Origin of the sequence: Bailinhaonella thermotolerans, from assembly GCF_003594875.1 — a bacterium.
Taxonomy (GTDB): Bacteria; Actinomycetota; Actinomycetes; order Streptosporangiales; family Streptosporangiaceae; genus Bailinhaonella; species Bailinhaonella thermotolerans.
The window spans coordinates 567,364-589,484 of record NZ_QZEY01000003.1 but is presented as its reverse complement, the minus strand read 5'-3'; the positions used below and the strand labels follow the sequence as shown (position 1 = coordinate 589,484).

23 protein-coding genes are annotated in these 22,121 nt (G+C 73.9%); 11 read left to right on the top strand and 12 right to left on the bottom strand.

Annotation, left to right across the window (positions count from 1 at the left end; translation table 11 throughout):
* Positions 1-79 precede the first annotated feature (79 nt).
* The 3 genes from D5H75_RS11880 to D5H75_RS11870 all read left to right on the top strand — a co-directional run bounded on the left by D5H75_RS11880 (position 80) and on the right by D5H75_RS11870 (position 3,091).
* Complete coding sequence (locus D5H75_RS11880) at positions 80-766, top strand: hypothetical protein (RefSeq protein WP_119926430.1); 687 nt, start codon at positions 80-82, stop codon at positions 764-766.
* Between the two features lie 80 nt (positions 767-846).
* Entirely contained in the window at positions 847-1,404 is a 558-nt protein-coding gene (locus D5H75_RS11875; RefSeq protein WP_119926429.1) for a DUF6529 family protein, read from the top strand.
* A 103-nt stretch (positions 1,405-1,507) separates the two neighbouring features.
* Positions 1,508-3,091 carry a DHA2 family efflux MFS transporter permease subunit gene (locus D5H75_RS11870; RefSeq protein WP_119926428.1) on the top strand — a complete coding sequence of 528 codons (1,584 nt, stop codon included), beginning with the start codon at positions 1,508-1,510 and terminating at the stop codon, positions 3,089-3,091.
* A 170-nt stretch (positions 3,092-3,261) separates the two neighbouring features.
* Here the strand turns inward: D5H75_RS11870 and D5H75_RS42930 are convergent, their stop codons facing one another.
* Positions 3,262-4,398 carry an Mrp/NBP35 family ATP-binding protein gene (locus D5H75_RS42930; RefSeq protein WP_119926427.1) on the bottom strand — a complete coding sequence of 379 codons (1,137 nt, stop codon included), beginning with the start codon at positions 4,396-4,398 and terminating at the stop codon, positions 3,262-3,264.
* A gap of 107 nt (positions 4,399-4,505) precedes the next feature.
* Between D5H75_RS42930 and D5H75_RS11860 the strand changes: the two genes are divergently transcribed.
* Positions 4,506-4,979: a MarR family winged helix-turn-helix transcriptional regulator gene (locus tag D5H75_RS11860; RefSeq protein WP_242454157.1), complete on the top strand. Its 474-nt coding sequence runs from the start codon at positions 4,506-4,508 to the stop codon at positions 4,977-4,979.
* Between the two features lie 71 nt (positions 4,980-5,050).
* Here D5H75_RS11860 and D5H75_RS11855 read toward each other — a convergent pair whose 3' ends face one another.
* Entirely contained in the window at positions 5,051-5,638 is a 588-nt protein-coding gene (locus D5H75_RS11855) for a DUF1003 domain-containing protein (RefSeq protein ID WP_119926426.1), read from the bottom strand.
* Positions 5,625-6,875 carry a magnesium transporter MgtE N-terminal domain-containing protein gene (locus tag D5H75_RS11850; protein ID WP_119926425.1) on the bottom strand — a complete coding sequence of 417 codons (1,251 nt, stop codon included), beginning with the start codon at positions 6,873-6,875 and terminating at the stop codon, positions 5,625-5,627. Before D5H75_RS11850 ends, D5H75_RS11855 begins: the two co-directional genes overlap by 14 nt.
* A gap of 206 nt (positions 6,876-7,081) precedes the next feature.
* Between D5H75_RS11850 and D5H75_RS11840 the strand changes: the two genes are divergently transcribed.
* Positions 7,082-7,945, top strand: a complete 864-nt coding sequence (locus D5H75_RS11840; protein ID WP_119926423.1) for an RNA polymerase sigma-70 factor — start codon at positions 7,082-7,084, stop codon at positions 7,943-7,945.
* A 41-nt stretch (positions 7,946-7,986) separates the two neighbouring features.
* Positions 7,987-8,961, top strand: coding sequence for an EamA family transporter (locus D5H75_RS11835; RefSeq protein ID WP_242454156.1), 975 nt, complete (start codon positions 7,987-7,989; stop codon positions 8,959-8,961).
* Positions 8,962-9,031: 70 nt separating this feature from the next.
* On the opposite strand, the gene D5H75_RS11830 is transcribed toward D5H75_RS11835, so the two are convergent.
* Both D5H75_RS11830 and D5H75_RS11825 read right to left on the bottom strand, forming a co-directional pair.
* Entirely contained in the window at positions 9,032-9,406 is a 375-nt protein-coding gene (locus D5H75_RS11830) for a hypothetical protein (RefSeq protein WP_119926421.1), read from the bottom strand.
* Between the two features lie 10 nt (positions 9,407-9,416).
* Entirely contained in the window at positions 9,417-10,001 is a 585-nt protein-coding gene (locus tag D5H75_RS11825; RefSeq protein ID WP_119926420.1) for a biotin transporter BioY, read from the bottom strand.
* A gap of 312 nt (positions 10,002-10,313) precedes the next feature.
* Here D5H75_RS11825 and D5H75_RS11820 point away from each other — a divergent pair, with 312 nt between their 5' ends.
* On the top strand, positions 10,314-11,264 hold the full coding sequence (locus D5H75_RS11820; RefSeq protein WP_119926419.1) for an HpcH/HpaI aldolase/citrate lyase family protein: 951 nt from the start codon (positions 10,314-10,316) through the stop codon (positions 11,262-11,264).
* Positions 11,265-11,269: 5 nt separating this feature from the next.
* Here D5H75_RS11820 and D5H75_RS11815 read toward each other — a convergent pair whose 3' ends face one another.
* The 5 genes from D5H75_RS11815 to sigE all read right to left on the bottom strand — a co-directional run bounded on the left by D5H75_RS11815 (position 11,270) and on the right by sigE (position 15,825).
* Positions 11,270-11,623: a sec-independent translocase gene (locus tag D5H75_RS11815; RefSeq protein ID WP_422673587.1), complete on the bottom strand. Its 354-nt coding sequence runs from the start codon at positions 11,621-11,623 to the stop codon at positions 11,270-11,272.
* 114 nt (positions 11,624-11,737) lie between these two features.
* The gene (locus D5H75_RS42925) at positions 11,738-13,468 is read right to left on the bottom strand and encodes a S1C family serine protease (protein WP_119926417.1); all 1,731 of its coding nucleotides are present in this window, start codon (positions 13,466-13,468) and stop codon (positions 11,738-11,740) included.
* Between the two features lie 100 nt (positions 13,469-13,568).
* Complete coding sequence (locus D5H75_RS11805; RefSeq protein ID WP_119926416.1) at positions 13,569-14,648, bottom strand: sigma-E factor regulatory protein RseB domain-containing protein; 1,080 nt, start codon at positions 14,646-14,648, stop codon at positions 13,569-13,571.
* Complete coding sequence (locus tag D5H75_RS11800; protein WP_119926415.1) at positions 14,645-15,181, bottom strand: anti-sigma factor family protein; 537 nt, start codon at positions 15,179-15,181, stop codon at positions 14,645-14,647. Before D5H75_RS11800 ends, D5H75_RS11805 begins: the two co-directional genes overlap by 4 nt.
* Complete coding sequence (gene sigE / locus D5H75_RS11795; protein WP_242454155.1) at positions 15,178-15,825, bottom strand: RNA polymerase sigma factor SigE; 648 nt, start codon at positions 15,823-15,825, stop codon at positions 15,178-15,180. The genes D5H75_RS11800 and sigE overlap by 4 nt, the downstream gene beginning before the upstream one ends.
* Before the next feature lie 247 nt (positions 15,826-16,072).
* Between sigE and D5H75_RS11790 the strand changes: the two genes are divergently transcribed.
* Positions 16,073-16,705, top strand: coding sequence for an O-methyltransferase (locus tag D5H75_RS11790; protein ID WP_119926414.1), 633 nt, complete (start codon positions 16,073-16,075; stop codon positions 16,703-16,705).
* Positions 16,706-16,876: 171 nt separating this feature from the next.
* On the opposite strand, the gene D5H75_RS11785 is transcribed toward D5H75_RS11790, so the two are convergent.
* Entirely contained in the window at positions 16,877-18,316 is a 1,440-nt protein-coding gene (locus D5H75_RS11785; protein WP_119926413.1) for a leucyl aminopeptidase, read from the bottom strand.
* A gap of 242 nt (positions 18,317-18,558) precedes the next feature.
* Positions 18,559-18,726 (bottom strand): DUF3117 domain-containing protein, encoded by a 168-nt coding sequence (locus tag D5H75_RS11780; protein WP_119926412.1) that lies wholly within the window; start codon positions 18,724-18,726, stop codon positions 18,559-18,561.
* A 199-nt stretch (positions 18,727-18,925) separates the two neighbouring features.
* Between D5H75_RS11780 and D5H75_RS11775 the strand changes: the two genes are divergently transcribed.
* The 3 genes from D5H75_RS11775 (at position 18,926) to D5H75_RS11765 (ending at position 22,117) form a co-directional block, all read left to right on the top strand.
* Positions 18,926-19,705, top strand: a complete 780-nt coding sequence (locus D5H75_RS11775; protein ID WP_119926600.1) for a PaaX family transcriptional regulator — start codon at positions 18,926-18,928, stop codon at positions 19,703-19,705.
* Positions 19,706-19,880: 175 nt separating this feature from the next.
* A complete protein-coding gene (gene dapE / locus D5H75_RS11770) occupies positions 19,881-20,936 on the top strand; it encodes a succinyl-diaminopimelate desuccinylase (protein ID WP_119926411.1) in 1,056 nt (351 codons plus the stop codon).
* Positions 20,937-21,310: 374 nt separating this feature from the next.
* Positions 21,311-22,117, top strand: a complete 807-nt coding sequence (locus D5H75_RS11765) for an LOG family protein (RefSeq protein WP_119926599.1) — start codon at positions 21,311-21,313, stop codon at positions 22,115-22,117.
* The last annotated feature ends 4 nt before the right edge of the window (positions 22,118-22,121 follow it).

Here is a 22,121-nt window from a genome sequence, read left to right as displayed (position 1 = left end):
ATTTCTTCATGGAATCGACCCCTCCGCCGGCCGTATCCGTACTTACTGGAGGAGAGCCGCCCGACCACCGGAGTCGACCATGAAGCGCCTCGGCCCGATCCACACCCTGCTCGCGGGCGTCGCGCTCGTGCTCGCCCTCGGCGTGCTCACCTCGCGGGCGGCACGCGAACCGGCCCCCGCCCAGGCCGGGGGCGGCCGGTCCCCCGCCCCGGCCCCCACCGTGACCGCCACCTCCACGGCGACGCCCTCCCCCGCGGGCACCGCCGCCCCCGCCCCCACGCCGGCCCCCGTTCCGGAACGCGTCGACTTCGCGGGGCGCGCCTCGCGGACACGGGCCGTCGTGGCGCTCTCCATCCGCGACGGCAAGGCGATCGCGTACGTCTGCGACGGCCGCCGCACCGAGGCCTGGCTGCGCGGCACCGTCGAGGACGGCCTGCTCGCCCTCTCGTCCCCGGCGGGCGCGCGGATCACCGGCTCGGTCGGCGAGGGCGAGGCCACCGGCGCCGTCATCCTCCGCACCGGCCGGTTCGGGTTCACCGCGCCCGCCGTGACCGCCCCGTCCGGCCTCTACCGCGCCACCGCCGTCGTGCGCGGCGCGCGGGTCAGGGGCGGCTGGATCGTGCTCCCCGACGGCACCCAGGTCGGCGTGCTGAACCGGGGCGGCCGGCCCGCGCCCGCCCCCGAACTCGACCCCGCCTCCCGCACCGCCGTCGTGGACGGCGTCACCGTCACCGCCGAGCCCGTCTCCGGCGGGGGCGGCTTCTGACCGGCGCCCGACGACTCCCAACGTTTTCCGACGACTTCCGACGACTTCCAGCGGCTTCCGACGCCTGCAGAGGAGCCCTCATGAACCCCCAGGACCCGCCCGCCCGCGACGGCCTGGCCCCCGTACTGCTCCCGCTGGCCGCCGGCGCCCTGGTCGCGCTGGCCCTCGGGGTGTACGGCAGGGTGCACACCCCGACCGCCTTCGCCGTGAGCGTCGCCGGGTTCTCCGGCCCGCTCCCGATGAAGTCCTGGCTCACCACGCTCACGCTCCTGCTGGCGCTCGCCCAGCTCGGCTCGGCCCTGCTGATGTACGCCCGGCCCGCCGCCGCGCCCGCCCCGCGCCGGCTGGGCGCGCTGCACCGGTGGTCGGGGCGGCTGGCGTTCCTGGTGAGCGTGCCCGTGGCGTACCACTGCCTGTACGCCCTGGGGACGCGGCTGACCGAGCCCCGGGTCGTGGCGCACTCGCTGCTCGGGTGCTTCTTCTACGGCGTGTTCACGGCCAAGATGCTGGCGCTGACCCGGCGCGGGGTCCCCGGGTGGGCGCTGCCGGTCCTGGGCGGGCTGGCGTTCACCGCGATCGTCGGGCTCTGGCTGACCTCGTCGTTCTGGTTCTTCACGACCTTCGGCCCGCGGCTCTGAACCCCTCGCGCGGTTCCCCGCCACTCCGCGCGGCGTCCGCGCCGCCCCGCGCGGCACGGACGCTCACAGGAGTCCGACCCCGTCACCTGGGTAAACACCTCGGGTGACGACCTGGCGAGGGAACCCGTGGGCGATCCTGATGGCCCTGTGCCTCGGGTTCTTCATGACCCTGCTGGACCTGACGATCGTGAACATCGCGATCCCCAGCATGATCGATCACCTGCGGGCCTCGCTCGACGAGATCCTCTGGGTGATCAACGCGTACGCGCTGGCCCTCGCCGTACTGCTCATCACCGCGGGACGGCTCGGGGACCTCTACGGCCGCCGCCGGATGTTCGTGATCGGCGTCGTCGTGTTCACGGTCGCGTCGGTGCTGTGCGGCGTCTCGCAGGGGCCGGAACTGCTGATCGCCGCGCGGGTGCTCCAGGGCGTCGGGGCCGCGATCCTGATGCCGCAGACGATGGCGATCATCATCGGCGTGTTCCCGCCGGAGCGGCGCGGCCTGGCGATGGGCGTGTGGTCGGCGGTGGCGGGCGTGGCGACGCTGGCCGGGCCCACCCTCGGCGGGTTCCTGGTGACCGCGTTCGACTGGCGCTGGATCTTCTTCGTCAACGTGCCCATCGGCGTGATCGTGCTGTTCCTGGCGATGACCGCGATCCCGCCGACGCGGATCACCCGGCGGCACCGGCTGGACGTGCCCGGCGTGCTGATCTCCACGGCCGCGTTGTTCTGCCTGGCGTTCGCGCTGACCGAGGGCGAGCGGTTCCACTGGAACCGGATCATCGTCGCGCTCGCGGTCGCCGGGCTCGTGCTGCTGGCGATCTTCCTGGACCAGCAGCGGCGGGCCCAGGGCGCCGAGCCGCTGATCCCGTTCGCGCTGTTCCACGACCGGAACTACACGCTGATGAACGGCGTGAGCGTCGCCATCTCCATCGCCATGATCGGGACGTTCCTGCCGCTCACGCTGTACCTCCAGTCGGTGCTGGGCATGTCCGCGCTCAAGGCCGGGCTCACGCTCGCGCCCATGTCGCTGACCTCGATGGTCGCCGGTCCGGTCGCCGGGCGCCTGGCCGACCGGGTGGGCGGGAAGTACCTGCTGATGTCCGGCCTCGTCATGTACGCCGTGGGCGTGGGCCTCATCGCGATCGTCGCCCGGCCGCACTCCGACTGGCCGGTGTTCGTGATCCCGCTGGTGGCGGCGGGTCTCGGAGTGGGGTTCACGTTCGCCCCGCTGGGCACCCTGGCCACGCTCAGCGTCCCGCCCGAGGTGGCGGGGGCCGCCTCGGGCGTGCTCAACACCAACCGGCAGCTCGGCTCGGTGATCGGCGGCGCGGTCATCGGCGCCCTGCTGCAGAACCGGCTGGCCGCCGCGCTGGCCGGCGAGGCGGAGAGGCGGGCGGGGCTGTTGCCGCCGCAGGCCCGGGAGCCGTTCCTCGACGGGTTCCGGCAGGCGGCCCGGGGCGGCCTGGAGGTCGGGGCCGGGCAGACCGGGGTCCACCCGCCCGGCGGGCTGCCCGCCGAGGCCGCCCGGCGCGTCGCCGAGCTGGCCCACGAGGTCTTCACGCAGGCGTTCGTCACCGCGATGCGGCCCACCCTCGCCGTGGCGGTGGTCGTCATCCTGTGCGGGGCCGCCCTGTCCTCCGCCGCCCGGCGCACGGTCAGGAACGGCGTCCCGGCCGGCCGCTGACTCCCGGGCGCGGGTACGGCGGCGCGCGGCGTAACGCCGTACGGCCGGCGCGGACGAGGCGGACGCCGTACGGCACCGCCGGGCGCGGCGGGACGCCGTACGGGCGGATCGGGGCGGGGACGGGGCGGCTCGCGGACCGGAGGACGCCTGGGGGCGTCCTCCGGCGGGGCTCAGCGGCCGACCGGGTTGAGGCCGAGCTGGCGGCCGAGGAGGCTCGCGCTCCGCTGGCCGAGGCGGTCGGCGATGCCGCGGAGCTCCCGGGAGGCCGGGGCCTCGGGGTCGGAGAGCACGATCGGCTTGCCGCTGTCGCCGCCCTCGCGCAGGCGGGTGTCGAGCGGGACCTGGCCGAGCAGGGGCACGCGCGCGCCGAGCTGCTTGGTCAGCGCGTCGGCGACCGCCTGGCCGCCGCCGGAGCCGAAGATGTCGATGCGCTCGTCGCAGTGGGGGCAGGGCAGGTACGACATGTTCTCGATGACGCCCGCGATCTGCTGGTGGGTCTGCACCGCGATGGAGCCGGCCCGCTCGGCGACCTCCGCGGCCGCCTGCTGCGGTGTGGTGACGACCAGCAGCTCGGCGGTCGGCAGGAGCTGCGCGACCGAGATGGCGATGTCGCCGGTGCCCGGGGGCAGGTCCATGAGCAGGACGTCCAGGTCGCCCCAGTAGACGTCGGCGAGGAACTGCTGCAGCGCGCGGTGCAGCATCGGGCCGCGCCAGACGACCGGGGTGTTGCCCTGGGTGAACATGCCGATCGAGATGACCTTCACGCCGTGCGCGTTGGGCGGCATGATCATCGACTCGACCTGGGTCGGGCGGCCGTCCGCGCCCAGCATGCGCGGCACGCTGTGGCCGTAGATGTCGGCGTCCACGACGCCGACCTTGCGGCCCTGGGCGGCCATCGCGGCGGCGAGGTTGACGGTGACGGAGGACTTGCCGACGCCGCCCTTGCCGCTGGCGACCGCGAACACGCGGGTCAGCGAACCGGGCTTGGCGAAGGGGATCTCCTTCTCCGGCTCGGCCGAGCCGCGCAGCTTGGTCTGGAGCGCCTTGCGCTGCTCGGGGCTCATCACGTCGAGGTCGACCTTGACGTTGCGCACCCCATCGATCCGCGAGACCGCTTCGGTGACATCTTTGGTGATCTTGTCGCGCAGCGGACAGCCGGCGACGGTGAGGTAGACCTCGACGCGGACGTCGCCGTCCGGGGCGATGTCCACGCCCTTGACCATATCGAGCTCGGTGATAGGACGCCGGATCTCAGGGTCGTTGACCGTGGCCAGCGCTGCCATCACCGCTTCCGGGGTGGGAGCCATGCATTCATGCTATGAACTGCCGGGCGCGCGGGCGAACACGCGGGGTGTGATGTGCGAGACGTACAGGTCTCGCGCCCTGTGACGGGCGCCCGTCTAGGATTGTCCCCGTGACCCTGACGGCCGGCGGCCCCGCGATCACCAACGAGGAACTCGCGGTCTGGCGCATGCTCCAGCGGGCCCAGGTGCGGATAACCCGCCACCTGGAAGCCGACCTCCTGGCCCGCCACGACCTGGCCCTGGCCTCCTACGACGTGCTCACCCAGCTCGCCGAGGCCCCCGGCCGCCGGCTGCGCATGAACGACCTGGCCGACCGGGTCCTGCTGTCCCGGAGCGGCCTGACCCGCCTGATCGACCGCCTCCAGCGGGACGGCCTGGTCAACCGCGAGGCCTGCGAGAGCGACGCCCGCGGCCTCTTCGCCGTGCTGACCGACGCCGGGGCCGCCCGCCAGGCCGAGGCCACCCCCACCTACCTCGCCGGCGTGCGCGCCCAGGTCCTGAACGTCTTCACCGGCGAGGAGCTCACCCAGGCCCGCCACATGCTCACCAAGCTCCTGACCTCCTCCCAGGACCCGCGAGCCTGACCGGGCCGCCGCGCCAGGGCCCGGGGTCACGGGCTCGGATCACGGGCTCGGTCGCCGGCCGGGGGCAGGGCTCACGGGCCGGGGCGGGGGTCCTCTTCCCTGGCGTCCTTGTCGCGGGGCTCCCTGTCGCGGGGCTCCCTGTCGCGGGATTCCTTGTCGCGGGATTCCTTGTCGCGCGGTTCCCTGTCCCGGTCGTCCCGGTCCTCCAGGAGGCGGGCCAGCTCGGCGCGGATGAAGTCCCGGGTGGCGACCTCGCCGACGGCGATGCGGAGGGCGGCGATCTCGCGGGTCAGGTACTCGGTGTCGGCCTGGTTGCGCTCGGCCGCCAGCCGGTCGTTCTCGTACTGCACGCGGTCGCGGTCGGCCTGGCGGTTCTGCGCGAGGAGGATCAGGGGGGCCGCGTAGGACGCCTGGAGGGACAGCATCAGGGTCAGGAAGATGAAGGGGTAGGGGTCGAAGCGCAGGTTCGCCGGGGCCAGGATGTTCCAGCCCACCCACAGGGCCACGAACCCGGTCATGTAGACGAGGAAACGGGCCGTGCCCAGGAACCGGGCGATCCGCTCGGACAGGCGGCCGAAGGTCTCCGGGTCGTAGTGCGGCAGGGCCACCAGCGGCCGGCGGACGTCCCGCGGCTGGTCGAGGCGGTTACTCAGCGCCATCGGTGCCTCCTGCCGGGAGCTCTCGCCAGTCCTCGGGGAGCATGTGGTCGAGGACGTCGTCCACCGTCACCGCGCCCAGCAGCCGCCCGGCCTCGTCGACCACCGGGGCGGCCACGAGGTTGTACGACGCCAGGTAGGAGGTGACGCCTCGCAGGGGGAGCTCGGGGCGGATGGGGTCGAGCGCGTTGTCCAGGATGGCGCCGAGGAGGGTGGCGGGCGGCTCGCGGAGCAGGCGCTGGAAGTGGGCGATGCCGAGGAACCGGCCGGTCGGGGTCTCGGTGGGCGGCCGCGAGACGTACACCTGCGCGGCCACCGCCGGGGACAGGTCCCGGTTGCGGATGTGGGCCAGGGCCTCGGCGACCGTGGAGTCCGGGGGCAGGACCACGGGCTCGGAGGTCATCAGGCCGCCCGCGGTGTCATCCTCGTAGCGCAGGAGGCGCCGCACCGGGGCCGCCTCGGCGGGCTCCATCAGGCGGAGGAGGCGTTCGGCCTGCTCGGGCGGCAGCTCGTGGAGGAGGTCGGCGGCGTCGTCGGGGCCCATGGCCTCCAGGACGTCGGCCGCGCGCTCGACCTCCAGTGTGCCGAGGATCTCGACCTGGTCGTTCTCCGGCAGCTCCTCCAGGATGTCGGCCAGGCGCTCGTCGTCCAGGGCCGCGGCCACCTCGACCCGGCGCTTGGAGGACAGCGTGTGCAGGGCGGTGGCCAGGTCCGCCGGGCGCATGCCCTCGAACGCCGCCAGCAGGCCCGCCGCCCCCTGGTCCTGCTGGACCTCGCCGAAGCCGCGGATCTCCTCCCAGTCCACGATGCGCGTCTCGCCGCGCCGCCGCCGGAACCCGCGCCCCTCGCCCCGCCGTACGGCGACCTTGGTGACCACCCAGTCGCGGTGCTGCTCCATCGCGACATCGAGCACGGTGACCCGCTCCCCCTCGACGGTCACCGCCAGGTCCAGCAGCTCGGCGATCACCAGGGTCTCGGACGCCCGCTGCTCGAACCGCCGCATGTTCAGCCGCCCGGTGAAGATCACGGCGCCCGGGTCGATGCTGGTCACCCGCGTGATCGGCAGGAAGACCCGCCGCCGCGGCTGCACCTCGACCACGAGGCCGTGCACGCGCGGCAACCCGGTGGGACGCAGCGCGACGACCACATCGCGCACCCGGCCGATCTGATCTCCCGCGGGGTCGAACACCGCGATCCCGGCCAGCCGCGCGACGAAGACCCGGGTCGTCGTGGCGCTCACCCTAGAAGGCTACCGAAACGACCTGATCACCCCTCCCCCGCTCCCGCCGAACCACCCCTCCGGCGATCGCGTGGTGCCGGGCGCCGGCCGGGAAGCCGGAGGAGACGGGGAGGGGGCGGGCAGGGGGACGCGGCGGTCAGGCGGGGAGGGGAGGGCGGGCGCGGACGGGCAGAGGGGGTGAACGGGGGCTGGCGTAGGCTTTCCGGGTGAGCGGGTTCGAGGTGCAGACCGAGGTGTTCGAGGAGCATCGTGGACTGCTCTTCGGGATCGCCTACCGGATGCTCGGCAGCGTCGGGGACGCCGAGGACGTGCTGCAGGACGCGTGGCTCGCGTGGGCCGAGAAGGACCGGTCGGACGTCGCGAACCCGCGGGCCTACCTCGCGCGGTCGGTGACCAACCTCGCGCTCAACCGGCTGACCTCGGCGCGGGCGCGGCGGGAGGCGTACGTCGGGCCGTGGCTGCCCGAGCCGCTGGTGACCGACTCCGCGGAGGACGTGGAGCGGGCCGAGTCCGTGTCGATGGCGATGCTCGTGGTGCTGGAGACGCTGTCGCCGCTGGAGCGGGCCGTGTTCGTGCTCCGCGAGGTGTTCGGGTTCTCGTACGGCGAGATCGCCGGGGTGCTGGAGCGGTCGGAGGCGTCGGTGCGGCAGCTCGGGCACCGGGCGCGGGACCACGTGCGGGAGCGCAGGTCGAGGTACGACGCGGACGCCGAGCTGGGCTGGCGCGTCACGAAGGTGTTCCTGAACGCGGCGGCGGGCGGGGACATCAACCAGATGATGGAGCTGCTCGCGCCGGACGTGACCGCGTGGACGGACGGCGGCGGGAAGGTGCGGGCGGCGCTGCGGCCGCTCTACGGCGCCTCGAAGGTGGCGCGCTGGCTGGCCGCGGTGATGCGGAACGAGCTGGAGGCCGGGATGACCTGGCGGTGGGCCGAGCTGAACGGCCGGCCGGGCGTCCTGGCGTTCTGGACGGACGGGCGGCCGGCGGGCACGGCGTCGTTCGAGATCCGGGACGGGCGGATCGTGGAGATGCACCTTGTGAACAATCCGGACAAACTCCGTCATTTCTAGCCTCAACCTCAAAACACCATCAAAGTCGCTATACTGGTGTTTTGACGTCGAGAAGCTCGGGGACCACCGCCATGCCGCTGAAGGGACTGATCCTCGCCGTCGTCTCCGCCTGCGCCTTCGGCGCGTCGGGCTCGATGGCCAAGCTCCTGTCCGGCGTCGGCGTCACCTCGCTCCAGGCGGTCTGGGTACGGCTGGCCGCCGCCGGCCTGGTCATGATCGTCGGGCTGGCGGTGCTGCGGCCGAAGGCCCTGCGGGTGCCCGCCGGGCGCGGCCGCTTCTTCGCCCTCTACAGCGTGGTCGCCGTGGCCGGGCCGCAGGCGTTCTACTTCGCGGCGGTCTCGCGGCTGCCCGTCGGGATCGCGCTGCTCCTTGAGTACACCTCGCCGCTGATCGTGCTGCTCTGGGTCCGGCTCGTCCGCCGGGTGCGCCTCCCGCGCGTCGCCGTCATCGGCGCGATCACCGCGATGGCCGGGCTCGCGGCCGTGGTCGAGGTCTGGGACGGCCTCCAGCTCGACGCGCTCGGCGTGCTCCTGGGGCTGGGCGCGGCCACCTGCGCCGCCGGGTACTTCCTGCTCAGCGACAGCGTCCAGGACGACGTGGACCCGCTCGGCCTGATCGCCTGGGGCCTGGCCGGGGCCTCGCTGGTCCTGCTGCCGATCTCCCGCCCGTGGCAGATCGACTGGACGGCGTTCGGCGACCCGGTGACCTTCGCCGGCCTGACCGCGCCCGCCGCCGTCCCGCTCGCCTGGATGGTCCTGATCAGCACCGTGCTCGCGTTCGCCACCGGCGTCGCCGCGCTCCGCCTGCTCTCCGCCGCCGTGGGCGCCACCGTCGCCACCCTCGAAGCCATCATGGGCGCGCTGATCGCCTGGATCGTCCTGGCCGAGACCCTGAGCCCCACCCAGATCGCCGGCGCCCTCCTGGTCCTGACAGGCGCCGCCCTGGCCCAGCGAGCCACCGCACCGGCCCCCGCCCCGGCCCAAGACCCCCACCCCGAACCCGCCCCCACCCACTGACCCACATCCCCGCCCCTTCGGGCACCGCTTTCCCCGTTCGCCCCGGTGGTCTCGCGGCTTATCCGGGCGGTCAGGGGGCGGGGAGGGGTTTCAGGCGGATCAGGTGTGACTCTTCGGCCCAGCGGGTGGGCTGGTGCTCCGCGTCGGTGGCGTTGAGGCGGTTCTTGGCCAGGAGGGGGGCCATCGTCTCCCACTCCTCGGAGCCGGGAGGGATGACGGTCACCTCGGCCTCCACGTCGCCCAGCGCGGCGCGGGAGTCCTTGCTGGGGAGGATGACGCGGACGGACGTCGCCTCGGGCAGGCCGGGAAGGTGCTGTTCCCGGCCGCCCGTGACGACGTAGATCGCCCCCTCGTGCCAGACGTGCCAGGCGATGCGGGGCCGGTCCAGGGCGATCCAGATCACCCCGGACTTCTTGGCGGCTTCCTCGATGAGTGCCGGGTTCACACTCCGAAGACTACGGGCGGCGGCTGGTGAGGAACCAGGCGGCGGGCAGGATCCCGGCGGCCAGCGCGATCTTGAGCGCGTCGCCGACGAGGAACGGCACGACGCCCTTGGCCAGCGCGGTGCCCAGGTCCATGCCGGTCGAGCCCATCAGCCACGGCACGCCGAGCGCGTAGATGGCCAGGGTGCCGAGCGCCATCGCGCCCACCGTGCCCAGGATCGAGCGGTCCCAGCCGCGCTTGGCCAGCGCGCCGACGAGGGTCGCGGCGGCGGCGAAGCCGAGGATGTACCCGAAGGTCGGCATGCCCCACCCGGAGGCGCCCTCGGCGAACCAGGGCATGCCCGCCATGCCCACGGCGAGGTAGAGCAGCATCCCGGCGGCCGCGCGGACCGGCCCGAGCGCGGCGCCCGCGAGCAGCACGGCGAAGGGCTGCATGCTGACGGGGACGGGCGTGCCGGGGATCGGGATCGAGATCTGGGCGGCGATGCCGGTGAGCACCGCGGCGCCCGCCACCAGCGCGACGTCCCGGGCGACCCGGCCGGGGATCAGGTCGGAGAGTACGGCGGGACGCGCGGTCGCGGCGGCCGGACTGGTCATGGATGCCTCCTGGAGATCGTATTTATCCCATTGTTCGCATAGCGGACGCCATAGGCGCATGCGGGGGTCGTCAAGAAGGCGGCCCGTGATTTGTGCCCAGCCGACAGAGGAGTCCCGGCATGGGCCCGTGGCGGGCGGCCCGTTACCGTGTCTCCAGATCGTGCCCGCCCCGCGCGGCCGCCGCGCCCTCGCCCGCGGCGAGCCCCGCCCGCAGAGCCCGTGCCCGCAGTACCCACGCCCGCAGTACCCACGCCCGATGTGATCCTCGCCCGATGTGATCCTCGCCCACAGCCCGCCGAAAGGACCTCCGAGATGGCCGCCCCGCTGCGTTCCCGCCGTTCCTGCCTCGCCGTGCCCGGCAGCAATCCGCGGTTCCTGGAGAAGGCCCAGGGGCTGCCCGCCGACGAGGTGTTCCTCGACCTGGAGGACTCCGTCGCGCCGCTGGCCAAGGAGGAGGCCCGCGAGAACGTCGTCGCCGCGCTGCGCGGGGGCGACTGGACGGGCAAGGTCCGGGTGGTCCGCGTGAACGACCTGACCACCAAGTGGACCTACCGCGACGTGATCGAGGTCGTCGAGGGCGCGGGCGACGTGCTCGACTGCGTGATGCTGCCCAAGGTGCAGTCCGCCGAGCAGGTGGTCTGGCTGGACCTGCTGCTCACCCAGATCGAGCGCACGATGGGCTACGAGACGGGCCGCATCGGCATCGAGGCCCAGATCGAGAACGCCCGGGGCCTGGTCGAGGTGGACCGGATCGCGGCGGCGTCGCCCCGGCTGGAGACGCTGGTGTTCGGCCCGGCCGACTTCATGGCGTCGATCAACATGCGCACGCTGGTCGTGGGCGAGCAGCCGCCGGGATACACCGAGGGCGACGCCTACCACTACATCCTCATGCGGATCCTGATGGCCGCCCGCGCGCACGGCCTGCAGGCCATCGACGGGCCGTACCTCCAGATCCGCGACGTGGACGGCTACCGCAGGGTCGCGGGCCGCGCGGCGGCGCTGGGCTTCGACGGCAAGTGGGTGCTGCACCCGGGCCAGGTCGACGCCGCGAACGAGGTCTTCTCCCCCAGCCAGGAGGACTACGACCACGCCGAGCTGATCCTCGACGCCTACGAGCACGCCACCGAGGTCGAACGGCGGGGCGCGGTCATGCTGGGCGACGAGATGATCGACGAGGCCTCCCGCAAGATGGCCCTGGTCGTCGCGGCCAAGGGCCGTGCCGCCGGGCTCACCCGCACCAAGACGTTCACCCCGGGCGCCTGAGACCGTCAGGTGGCCTCGGGGTCGTAGGGAGGGACCTCGCCGTAGGCCAGTTCCTCGTGGCCGCCGCCCGCGGTCACGGCGGGGGGCGGGTCGTAGAGGTCCGGCATGTCGCGAAGGTCGCGCAGGTCGTCGTCCTCCAGGAGGTGCTTGCGGACGAAGCGCTTGGGGTTGAGGTCGGCCGGGTCGAAGTCGGCGAACTCCGGGCCCAGCCCGGCGCGCAGGTCGTCCCGGGCGCTCGTGGCCATCCGGCGGATCTGCCGGAGCTGGCGGCCCGCCTGGGCGGCCACCTTCGGCAGTTTCTCGGGACCGAAGACGAGAAGGGCGATGACCACGAGAACGGCCACCTCAGCCCAGCCCATTCCGAACACCCTGAACTCCTAAGCAGCCGTGAGAGGACGGACCTCGCGGCCCGTCCTCTCAGAGTAATGCAGTGGGATCGGTCCTCAATCAGACCTGTCTGAGCTCCCGTTTCCCTACTTGGCCCCGAGTGTGACGGTCACCGTCTGCTCGCTCCCGCCGCGCTGGACCAGCATCTGCACCTTCTCGCCGGGGTTGCGGCTGCGGATCGCGACGATGAGGGCGTTGCCGTTCTCGACGGGCTTGCCGTCGAACTCCAAGATGATGTCGCCGGCCTTGAGGCCCGCCTTGTCGGCCGGGCCGCCGGGCTCGATCGGAGGGGTGCCGCCCACGCTCTCGGGGAGGATGCGCGCGCCGCCGCCCTGGTACCGGCTGTCGAGCGACGCGCCGATGATGGTGGTCTTCGCCTTGCCCGTGGTGACGAGCTGCTCGACGACCCGGCTGACGTGGTTGACGGGGATCGCGAAGCCCAGGCCGATGCTGCCGGTCTGGCCGCCGCCGAGCGAGCTGCGCCCGAGCGAGGCGATCGCGGAGTTGACGCCGATGACGCGCCCGGAGGCGTCCACCAGCGGCCCGCCCGAGTTGCCGGGGTTGATGGCCGCGTCGGTCTGGATCGCGTTCAGGTACGCCGTCTCGCCGCCCTGCTCGCCGCCGGCCTCGACCGGGCGGTTGAGCGCGCTGACGATGCCGGTCGTGACCGTGCCGGACAGGCCCAGCGGGGAGCCGATCGCGATGACCGGGTCGCCGACCACGACGTCGTCGGAGTTGCCCAGCGTCGAGACCGGGGCCCCGAAGGTGTCGTCAGGCTTCACCACGGCGATGTCGGACTTGGGGTCACGCCCCACGATGCGGGCGCTGGAGGACTTCCCGTTGGAGAAGTGCACCTTGATCTCGCCGCCCGGGTCCGCGGGCGCGACCACGTGGTTGTTCGTGACGACGTACCCGCCCTGGATCACGAAGCCCGAGCCGCTGCCGGCCTCGCCGCGCCCGGTGACGTCCAGCGACACCACGCTCGGCAGCACCTTGCTCGCGACCCCGGCGATGCTCTCCGGGGCCCGGCTCTTGGTGCCGGTCGGCGCGGCGGGCAGCTTGAACGAGGAGTTCGAGCCGGACCCGTCCCGGGTCGCCCAGTAGGTGCCCAGGCCGCCCGCGGTGCCCGCGATCAGCGCGATAAGCAGCGCCAGCGCGACCAGCGTGCCCATCGAGGGCCCGCGCCGCTCGGCCCGCGCCGGTCCCAGCCGGTCGCCGGGCGGCGGCGGCCACCCGCCCTGCCCGCCCATGCCGTACGGCTGCGCCGCGGCGGGCGCGCCGGTGTTCTCCCAGCCCCAGCCCGGCTGCGCCGTGCCACCGGGGCCGCCGGGACCGCTCGGGACGCCTGGGCCGCCGGAGCCCGGGGGAACCGGACCCGCTACCGGGCCCGCCGGCGGCGGCGCCACGTGCGGCAGCTCGGCCGTGACCAGGCCGGGCTGGCCGTACCGGCCGGGCTGACCCGGCTGGTGTCCCAGCGGAGGCGTGTCGTTGGGCAGGAAGTCGGGCCGGGCGTACGCCGCGGTGGGCCGCTCGGCCTCAGCCCCGGCGCGCTCGGCCCCCGCCTCGGTTCGCCCGGCCTCAGCCGCGGCCGCGGACCGGTCGGCCCCGGCCTCGGTCCGCTCGTCCTCGGAACCCGCGGCCCGCTCGTCCGCGAGACCCGCGGGGCGCTCCCCCTCGGCGCCCGCGCCACCGGCCGGGCGCCGGTCCCCCGCGCCGGCGTGCTCGGAGCCGGTCGGGGATTCCTGCGCCAGGTCCGTCTGGGTCTCGTCGGTCCCTCGGGACGCGTCCGGCCGCGGCACACGCGTCTCGTCGCTCATCGAATCTCTCTCCCGCCCCTAGGCGATCGCGCACGACACCGTGCGCACCTTCAACGATGCCCATACTGCCGTGATCAACATACGGGCGGCGTAAAAGTGGTCACCCGAACGGATTCACCCATGAAACGACCTTTTCCAGGCCCCGCCGGAGGCGGTCCCAGAGGCTCGGCCGGTCCACGTGCGGCAGGGCCCCGATCGCGCCCTCGACGGTGTCGGCGGGCGCGTCGGCGAGCAGAGTGTAGACGTGCCCGCCGCTCTCCCAGACCGTCTCCTGCTGCGGTGTGTCCCGCACCCACACCGAGTGGCCGCCCTGGCGCTGCTCGCGCCAGCCGGTCAGCTTGGCGGTGTCCAGACTGCCGGGCTGGACGAACACCGAGACCACCGAGAGGCCGTCGGAATACCCCAGGTGGAGGTATCTCCCCTCGGCCGAGGAGCCGTCCTTGGCCAGGAACAGCTCCAGCCGTCCCGGCAGCGTGCCGGGGAACCGCCAGCCGCGCGCGCGCACGCTCTCCAGCGCCTCGGGGCGCAGCGGCCCGGGCGCGCTCGCCCCGGCGGCCGTGGCGGACGCCGGGCCCGGCGGGTTCACGCGCAGGTCGATGAACGCGCTCGCGTGCGTGATGCGGCCGCGGGCGTCGATGATCTCGCGGCGGAGGACCAGGTGGCTGTCCGAGTCGATCCAGAAGCGCGCGGCGGGGGTGCCGTTCGTGCGCAGCACCTCGACGATGCGCGCCTCCCGGCCGCAGACCGTGCCCGAGCCCGCCTGGGCGACCCGGTAGTTGACCGCCAGGATGCCGAGCATGGCCTCGCTGGGCGCCGCCATGACGCCGTTCACGGTCCCGCCGCCCGATCCGGTGTGCACGCGCCCGCCCGGCCGGTTGCCCGTGGCCGGGAGGGTGAGCACGCTGCCCTGGCCCGGAGTGTGGCTGATGTCCACCAGCGAGGTGCTGGACTGGCCGCGCCCCCAGGTGGTGACGAACTGCACGCCGGAGTAGGACCGCGCCCGCGCCGCCGCCGCCGCGTCACGCAGCAGCGGCAGCGCCGTGTCCTCGTTCTCGTGCGGGTCCACCGGCGGCCGCGCGTGGGCGGGCGAGGCCACCAGCAGGCACAGGAGGACCACCGCCGAGACCACTCCCGCCGTCAGGCTCAGCCGGTGGGCGGCGGCCGGGGCGGGGGTTCTCACGGTGTGGACCTGACGGTTCCAGGCTGGAGCGGGACGACGTTGTTGCCGGTGGTGCCGAAGTGGTCGTTGTAGAAGACGCCCTGGACCGGCGGCGTCACCGTCGGCGTGTCGATGCCGCCGACGACGAACAGCGTGCCGAGCGCGACCGCCGCGGAGACGACCCCGACCGCGGCGTACCTGACGCCGCGCGATCGCGCGATCCCGCGTTTCCTCCCGGGCCTGCCGGGCCCGGACGACGGCCGGCCGTCGCGTGGCCCGCTCGTGCGCGCGGGACGCGCGGCCCCGGGCAGCGGGCGGGGGCGCGGCGGCAGCGGCTCGCCCGGCTCGGCCATGCGCAGCAGCGACATGGTCAGGTCGGCCGGGATCGCGGGCTGCTCCATCGCGCGCAACCGGCTCTTGAGCTTGCGGAGTTCGTCGGCCTCGGCGCGGCACTCATCGCAGCCCGCCAGGTGCCCGAGGGCGCGGTCGCGCTCCTGGTGCCCCAGCTCGCCGTCGATCAGCGCGGACAGGCGCTCTCCGAGGTGCTGACTCATTCCGTGGCCTCCCCAAGTTCCTGCCCCAGCGTGGACGATGACGCGGACCCGGGAGTCGGGGGGGAGTCCGTCTGGCCGTTCCCGGCGGAGCCGTAACGGGGCGCGCGGTGCTCCAGCGCCGCGCGCAACTGGGCGCGGCCGCGGTGGATGCGGCTGCGCACGGTGCCGAGCTTCACGCCGAGGGTGGCGGCGATCTCCTCGTACGACAGGCCCTCGATGTCACAGAGCACCACGGCCGCGCGGAACTCCGGCGCGAGCGCGTCGAGCGCCGCCTGCACATCCCCGTCGAAGTGCGTGTCGTCGTAGGCCTGGGCCGGGCTCGGCTCCCGGCCGCTCAGCCGTTCGGCCGCGTCCTCGGCCAGCCCCTCGAACCGGATCCGCTGGCGGCGGCGCGCCATGTCCAGGAACAGGTTCGTGGTGATGCGGTGCAGCCAGCCCTCGAACGTGCCCGGTGTGTAGCTGGACAGCGATCGGAAGACGCGGACGAAGACCTCCTGCGTGAGGTCCTCGGCGTCGTGGACGTTACCGGTGAGCCGGTAGGCGAGCCGGTAGACGCGGGCGGAGTGGTTGCGGACGACCTCTTCCCAGGAAGGCGGCGTCCAGTCGACCTGGGCGGCCTCCGTCCGGGGGTCGCGCTCGTGCACCAGCGCTCCTTCCTGCGGGGCTGTGGCCCTCGGGGCGGGAGCTGCCTGCGGGACAGCGGTCCTCGCCGCCGAGGCGTCCCTTGCGTCGGAGACGTCCTTCGGCAGTGAGACGTCCATTTCCAGTAAGACCATACTGCCTGGTTCGTCCCTTCTCGCCTACCCGGGTGCGCGACACGTCGCCGCCCGGTTTCGTCGTCACAGTGTGCAACGCGGGCAATCGGCCCCTAGTTCCCGTAGGCTCCTGGCCATGAGCGGTGTGGAGGCCAGCGTGGCCTATGCCGAGGACTTCGTCCCCGAGGACGACGTGCTGCGCAACGCGCGGCGACGGGGCGCCGAGGTGGGCGCTCCCCCGGTGCTGCCCGGCGGTGGCAGCGCCCTCCGGTTCCTCGCGGCGTCGATCGGCGCCCGCTCGGTCGTCGAGATCGGCACCGGCTGCGGCATCTCCGGCATCTGGCTCCTGCGCGGCATGCGCCCCGACGGCACGCTCACGAGCGTGGACGTGGAGCCCGAGCACCAGCGGCTGGCCCGGGAGGCGTACGCCGAGGCGGGGTTCGCCGGTTCCCGCGTGCGCCTGATCGCCGGGCGCGCCCTGGACGTCCTCCCCCGGCTCGCCGACGGGGTCTACGACCTGGTCTTCTGCGACGCGGTCAAGCAGGAGTACCCCGACTACCTGACCGAGGCCATGCGCCTGCTCCGCCCGGGCGGCATCGTCGCGTTCGACAACGCCCTGTGGCACAACCGGGTGGCCGACCCCGCCCAGCGCGACCAGGACACGGTCGCCATCCGCGAGCTCGGCAAGCTCGTCCGCGACGACGACCGCCTGGTGCCCGTCATGATCCCGCTCGGCGACGGCCTCCTCGCCGCGGTCAAGACCCGCTGAAGGACCCGCTGAGCCCGCACGACTCGCCCGGGCGTCCGGCCGCGCCGATCGTTCTCCGTACGGCCTGAGCCCGCGCCCGCGCCGGCCCCCCGGGGCGTTCCGCCTCCATCGGGGAACCGGGGAGCCGGGCACGCCGGGCCTCCTCCCGCCGGGGCGGCCGCCCGCGCGGGGTCAGGTGGTGGTGAGCCAGTGGAGCAGCGCGCGGGTGCCGAAGCCGGTGCCGCCCTTGGTGTTCTCGCCCTCGTCGGCGGCGCTGCGGCCCGCACCCGCGATGTCCAGGTGGGCCCAGGGGCGCTTGCCGGTGAACTCCCGCAGGAACAGGGCCGCGGTGATCGAGCCGGCGTTGAACGTGGAGCCCTGCTCGACGTTGGACAGGTCCGCCACCGGGGAGTCCAGCGCGGGCAGGTAGTCGTCGGGGAGCGGGAGGCGCCACAGCCGGTCGCCGGTCGCGTCGCCCGCGCGCAGCAGCTCGGCGGCCAGGGCGTCGTCGCTGGCGAACAGGCCGCCGTAGCCCAGCCCGAGCGCGACCTTGATCGCGCCGGTGAGGGTGGCGATGTCCACCATCACGTCGGGGTCGAGGTTGGCGTCGGCGTACGCCAGGGCGTCGGCGAGCACGAGCCGCCCCTCGGCGTCGGTGTTCATCACCTCGACCGTGCGCCCGCCGTACTGCGTGAGGACGTCGCCGGGGCGGAGCGCGCTGCCGGAGGGGAGGTTCTCCGCGGCGGCGATCAGGCCGGTCACGCGGCTCCGCACGCCCAGCGCGCGCAGCGCCGACAGCACCGCGATGACGGTCGCGCCGCCGGCCATGTCCGTCTTCATCGGCTTCATGGCCTCGGCGGGCTTGAGCGACAGGCCGCCCGAGTCGAAGGTGATCCCCTTGCCGACGATCACCACGTGACGCCCGTCGGGGTTGTCGGGGGTGTAGGACAGCTCGACCATGCGCGGCGGGCGCACCGAGCCCTGGCCCACGGCCAGGATGCCGCCGAAGCCCTCGGCCGCCAGCTCCGCCTCGGTCCACACGCGCGAGCCCAGCACCGCCTCCTCGGCCGCCGCCACCGCCTGGTCGGCCAGCCACTCGGGCGACTTCACCGAGGACGGCGTGTTGACCAGGTCGCGGCAGAGCGCGGTGGCGCGGGCGATCGTCGTGCCCCGGCGCACGGCCTCGGGGTCGGCCCCCGCGAGGCTGACGCTCGCGACCGGGACCGTGCGGCTCTCGCCGGTGGCCATGCTGAAGGTGTAGGACGCCAGGAGCGCGGCGACGGTGAACGCGGTGACCGCCTCGGGCGCGGCGTCCTCGGGCAGGCGCACGTCGAGCGCGCCGCGGCCCCGGGCGCGGCGGGCGAGCGCGGCCCCGGCCCGGCGCAGGGCCGCCGGGGACAGGTCGCCCACGCCGTACAGGTAGTGGCGGACGAGCCTGTCGCCGTCGGGCACGGGGACCTCGACGATCTCGCCCGGCTCGCCCTTGGCCTCGTAGTGCGCCAGCAGGGTCTCGGCGGGCACCGGCAGGCCCGCCACGGGGGCGGCCTCGGGCCCCGGGCGGACGGGAAGGGCGATGGCGTCGGCCTGGCCTGGGGGCAGGGCCGACGTCGTCAGCGAGGTCTGGATGGGCACGGAACTCCTCCGGGCGGGCGACGGCGGAAAGGGCGGGCGGCCTGCGCGTGAACGGCCGCGGCGTCCGGGCAACGGGAGTCTAGGCCGTGCCGAACCCCCCGGGAGCGCGAACCGGAAACGAACGGACGACCCCGGCAGCCGAGCAGCACGACGGCGGCGTGCTCCCCGGCGACCGAGGCCGTCTGGTCTGTCACGACACTGCGATGAGAGCGGTCACGGGACTGCCACGGCGCGGAGCCGGGTCAGCCCGTCACGGTCTTGAGCTCTTCACCGAGCGCGGCGGCCTCGTCCGGGGTCAGCTCGACGACGAGCCGCCCGCCACCCTCCAGGGGGACCCGCATGACAATGCCCCGTCCTTCCTTGGTGACCTCCAGCGGACCGTCGCCGGTCCGCGGCTTCATCGCCGCCATGCGCGTATCCCTTCCTGCTTCCGTTCGGGTGCCGGAGCGCACCGTGGGTTCGGTGAGCGCCCGTCGCATTCACGTGATCTGTGATGTCCTATTATCCCGCCTCCCCTGCCCGGATGCTAATAGCGATCACGACCGGCGCGGCCCGGCGCCCGCCGGATACGGATTGTGGGGACGTTTCCGGGCCTACAGACTGGTCATCGTGAACGCCCGCGCCACGTTGTTCGACCTCTACGGTGACCACCTGCGCGTACGCGGCGGGCGCGCGTCGGTCGCCGCGCTGGTCCGGCTCCTGGCCCCGCTCGGCATCGCGCCGGCCGCCGTGCGCACCGCGGTGTCCCGCATGGTGCGCCAGGGCTGGCTGCGCCCGGTACGGCTCCCGCACGGCCCGGGCTACGAGCTGACGCCCAAGGCCGTGCGCCGGCTCGACGAGGCGGCGGCCCGCATCTACCGCACCGCCGCGGCTCCCTGGGACGGCCGCTGGAACGTGCTCGTCGTGCCGCCGATCCGGGAACGCCCCAGGCGGGAGCGGGTGCGCGCCTCCCTGACGTACCTCGGCTACGCGCCGCTGACCGAGACCACCTGGATCGGTCCGCACGCCTCCACCGAGGTGGACGCGGTGCTGGCCGCGGAGTCCGTGGAGGCGACCCGCTTCGACGCGGTCCTCGACGGCGACCCCGCCGCGCTCGTCGCCCGCGCCTGGGACCTGGACGCCCTGGGCCGGTCGTACGAGACCTGGCTGAAGGACGCCGAGCAACTGGTCGGCTCCCTCCCGCCGGGCGCCGCCCCCGACGACGCCTTCGCGGTGCGCAGCCGGCTGGTCCACGGCTGGCGCAAGTTCCTGTTCACCGACCCCGGGCTGCCCAAGGAGCTCCTCCCCGCCGACTGGCCGGGCGAGCGCGCCACGGCGTACTTCGAACGCGAGGCCGCGCGTCTCCTCCCCCCGTCCGCCGCCTTCGTGGACCACTGCCTCACCGCCTGACGCCCGCCCTTTCCCGCCGGCGGCGGGCGCGCGAGCCGTACGGCAGGCACCGGGCGCGAGCCGTACGGGACGGGGCGGGCCCGGTGGGCGGGCGACGGGCGAGCGGTCCGGAGCGGCGCGGAGTGAGCGGGTCAGGGCGGGCGGGGGCGGGCGGGGACGGGTAAGGTCTGCGGGCATGGGACTCGACCTGGGGCTCGACGCCCGGGAACTGACCGCGCGGCTCGTGGACATCGAGTCGGTCAGCGGGACGGAGAAGGCGCTGGCGGACGCCGTGGAGGCGGCGCTGCGCGCGTTCCCGCACCTGCGCGTGGACCGTGACGGGGACGCGGTCGTGGCGCGGACCTCGCTGGGGCGGGCCGAGCGCGTGGTGATCGCCGGGCACCTGGACACCGTGCCGACCGCGGGCAACGTGCCGTCGCGGGTCGAGGGCGACCGGCTGTACGGCTGCGGCACCTCGGACATGAAGGCCGGGGTGGCGGTGATGCTGCGGCTCGCGGCGATCCCCGCGACGAACCGCGACGTGACCTACGTCTTCTACGACAACGAAGAGGTCGAGGCCGAGAAGAACGGCCTGCTGCGGCTCTGCCGCACCCACCCCGACCGGCTCGCCGGCGACTTCGCGGTGCTGATGGAGCCGACGGCCGGGGAGATCGAGGGCGGCTGCCAGGGCACCCTGCGCGCCGAGATCACCGCGCGCGGCGTGCGCGCCCACAGCGCCCGTTCCTGGCTGGGCCGCAACGCGATCCACGAGGCCGCCGCGATCTTCGAGATCCTGCGGGCGTACGAGCCCCGGCAGCCCGAGGTGGACGGCCTGCGCTACCACGAGGGCCTCAACGCGGTGGCCGTGCGCGGCGGGGTCGCGGGCAACGTGATCCCGGACGAGTGCGTGGTCACGGTCAACTACCGGTTCGCGCCGGACCTCACGCTGGACCAGGCGCGCGCCCACGTCTCCGACCTGTTCCGCGACTTCGAGGTCACCTTCACCGACGGCGCCCCCGGCGCCCGCCCGGGGCTCACCCACCCGGTGGCCGCCGCGTTCGCCGCGGCCATCGGCGGCACGCCCCGCGCCAAGGTCGCCTGGACCGATGTCGCCCGCTTCAGCGAGCTCGGCGTCCCCGCCGTCAACTACGGTCCCGGCGACCCGGCCCTCGCCCACAAGCGCGAGGAGTACGTGCTCCTCCCCCTGATCGCCGAGGCCGAGGCCAGGATGCGGGCCTGGCTGACCGCCTGACCCGGCGCCCGCCCGCCGCCGGTCCGGTTCCCGCCGGCCGCCCGGTCGCGTTCGCCCGGCTCCCGCGCGCCCGCTGGGCGGCTCCCGCGCGGCTCCCGCGCCACGCCCGCCGACTGCGTGCCGTACGGCCGGCGCGCGCGCCGCGCCCGCCGTACGGCTTGAGTGAAACCGCAGGTGGGACGGGGTCTTCCGGCCCCACAAACGAATGTGGCCTTCCTCGCCGGCCATCTTGGCGGGGAAGACCACATTCAGTCCCGAGCAGCACCCTCGGCTCTTAGACGGTAGGACCGGTCCCACCGGTTCCCACCAATCCGCAGACTTTTTTCGAGATTCTTTTGGCGGTTCCGGACGAGTGGCGCATTACGGTGAAGCTCATGAGTGTCCGAAACGGTGGAGACGGACGACGGGAGCGCCGCCAGGGTGCGGCCCTGGTGCGTGGCAGGCTCGTCCCGTCGACGACATATGACCAGCGACTCCTCGACCAGCGGGGCCCGGCCGACTGGCTGCACCAGGATCCCTGGCGCGTGCTGCGCATCCAGGCCGAATTCGTCGAGGGCTTCGGCATGCTCGCCGAGCTGGGCCCGGCCGTCAGCGTCTTCGGCACCGCCAGATCCAAGCCCGACAGCCCCGAGTACGAACTGGGGGTCCGGATCGGCAAGGCCCTCGCGGAGGCCGGCTACGCGGTGATCACCGGCGGCGGCCCCGGCGCGATGGAGGCCGCCAACCGCGGCGCTCGCGAGGCGGGCGGCACCTCGGTCGGCCTCGGCATCGAGCTCCCCTTCGAGCAGGGCATCAACCCGTACGTCGACATGGCCCTGGAGTTCCGCTACTTCTTCGTCCGCAAGACCATGTTCGTCAAGTACGCCCAGGGGTTCGTGGTGCTCCCGGGCGGCTTCGGCACCCTGGACGAGCTCTTCGAGGCCCTGGTCCTGGTCCAGACGAGGAAGGTCACCTCCTTCCCCGTCGTCCTGGTCGGCACGGCCTTCTGGGGCGGCCTCCTCGACTGGATCAAGACCACCCTCGTCGAGTCCGGCAAGATCGCCCCCGTGGACGTGGACCTCATCCAGGTGACCGACGACGTGGACGAGGTCGTGCGCCTCATCAGCGAGTCCGAGCGGCTGCGCGCCACCGAACGCGAGTCGGTCGCCACCGCCGCCGAGGAGACCGCGACCCCCGAGTGAGCGC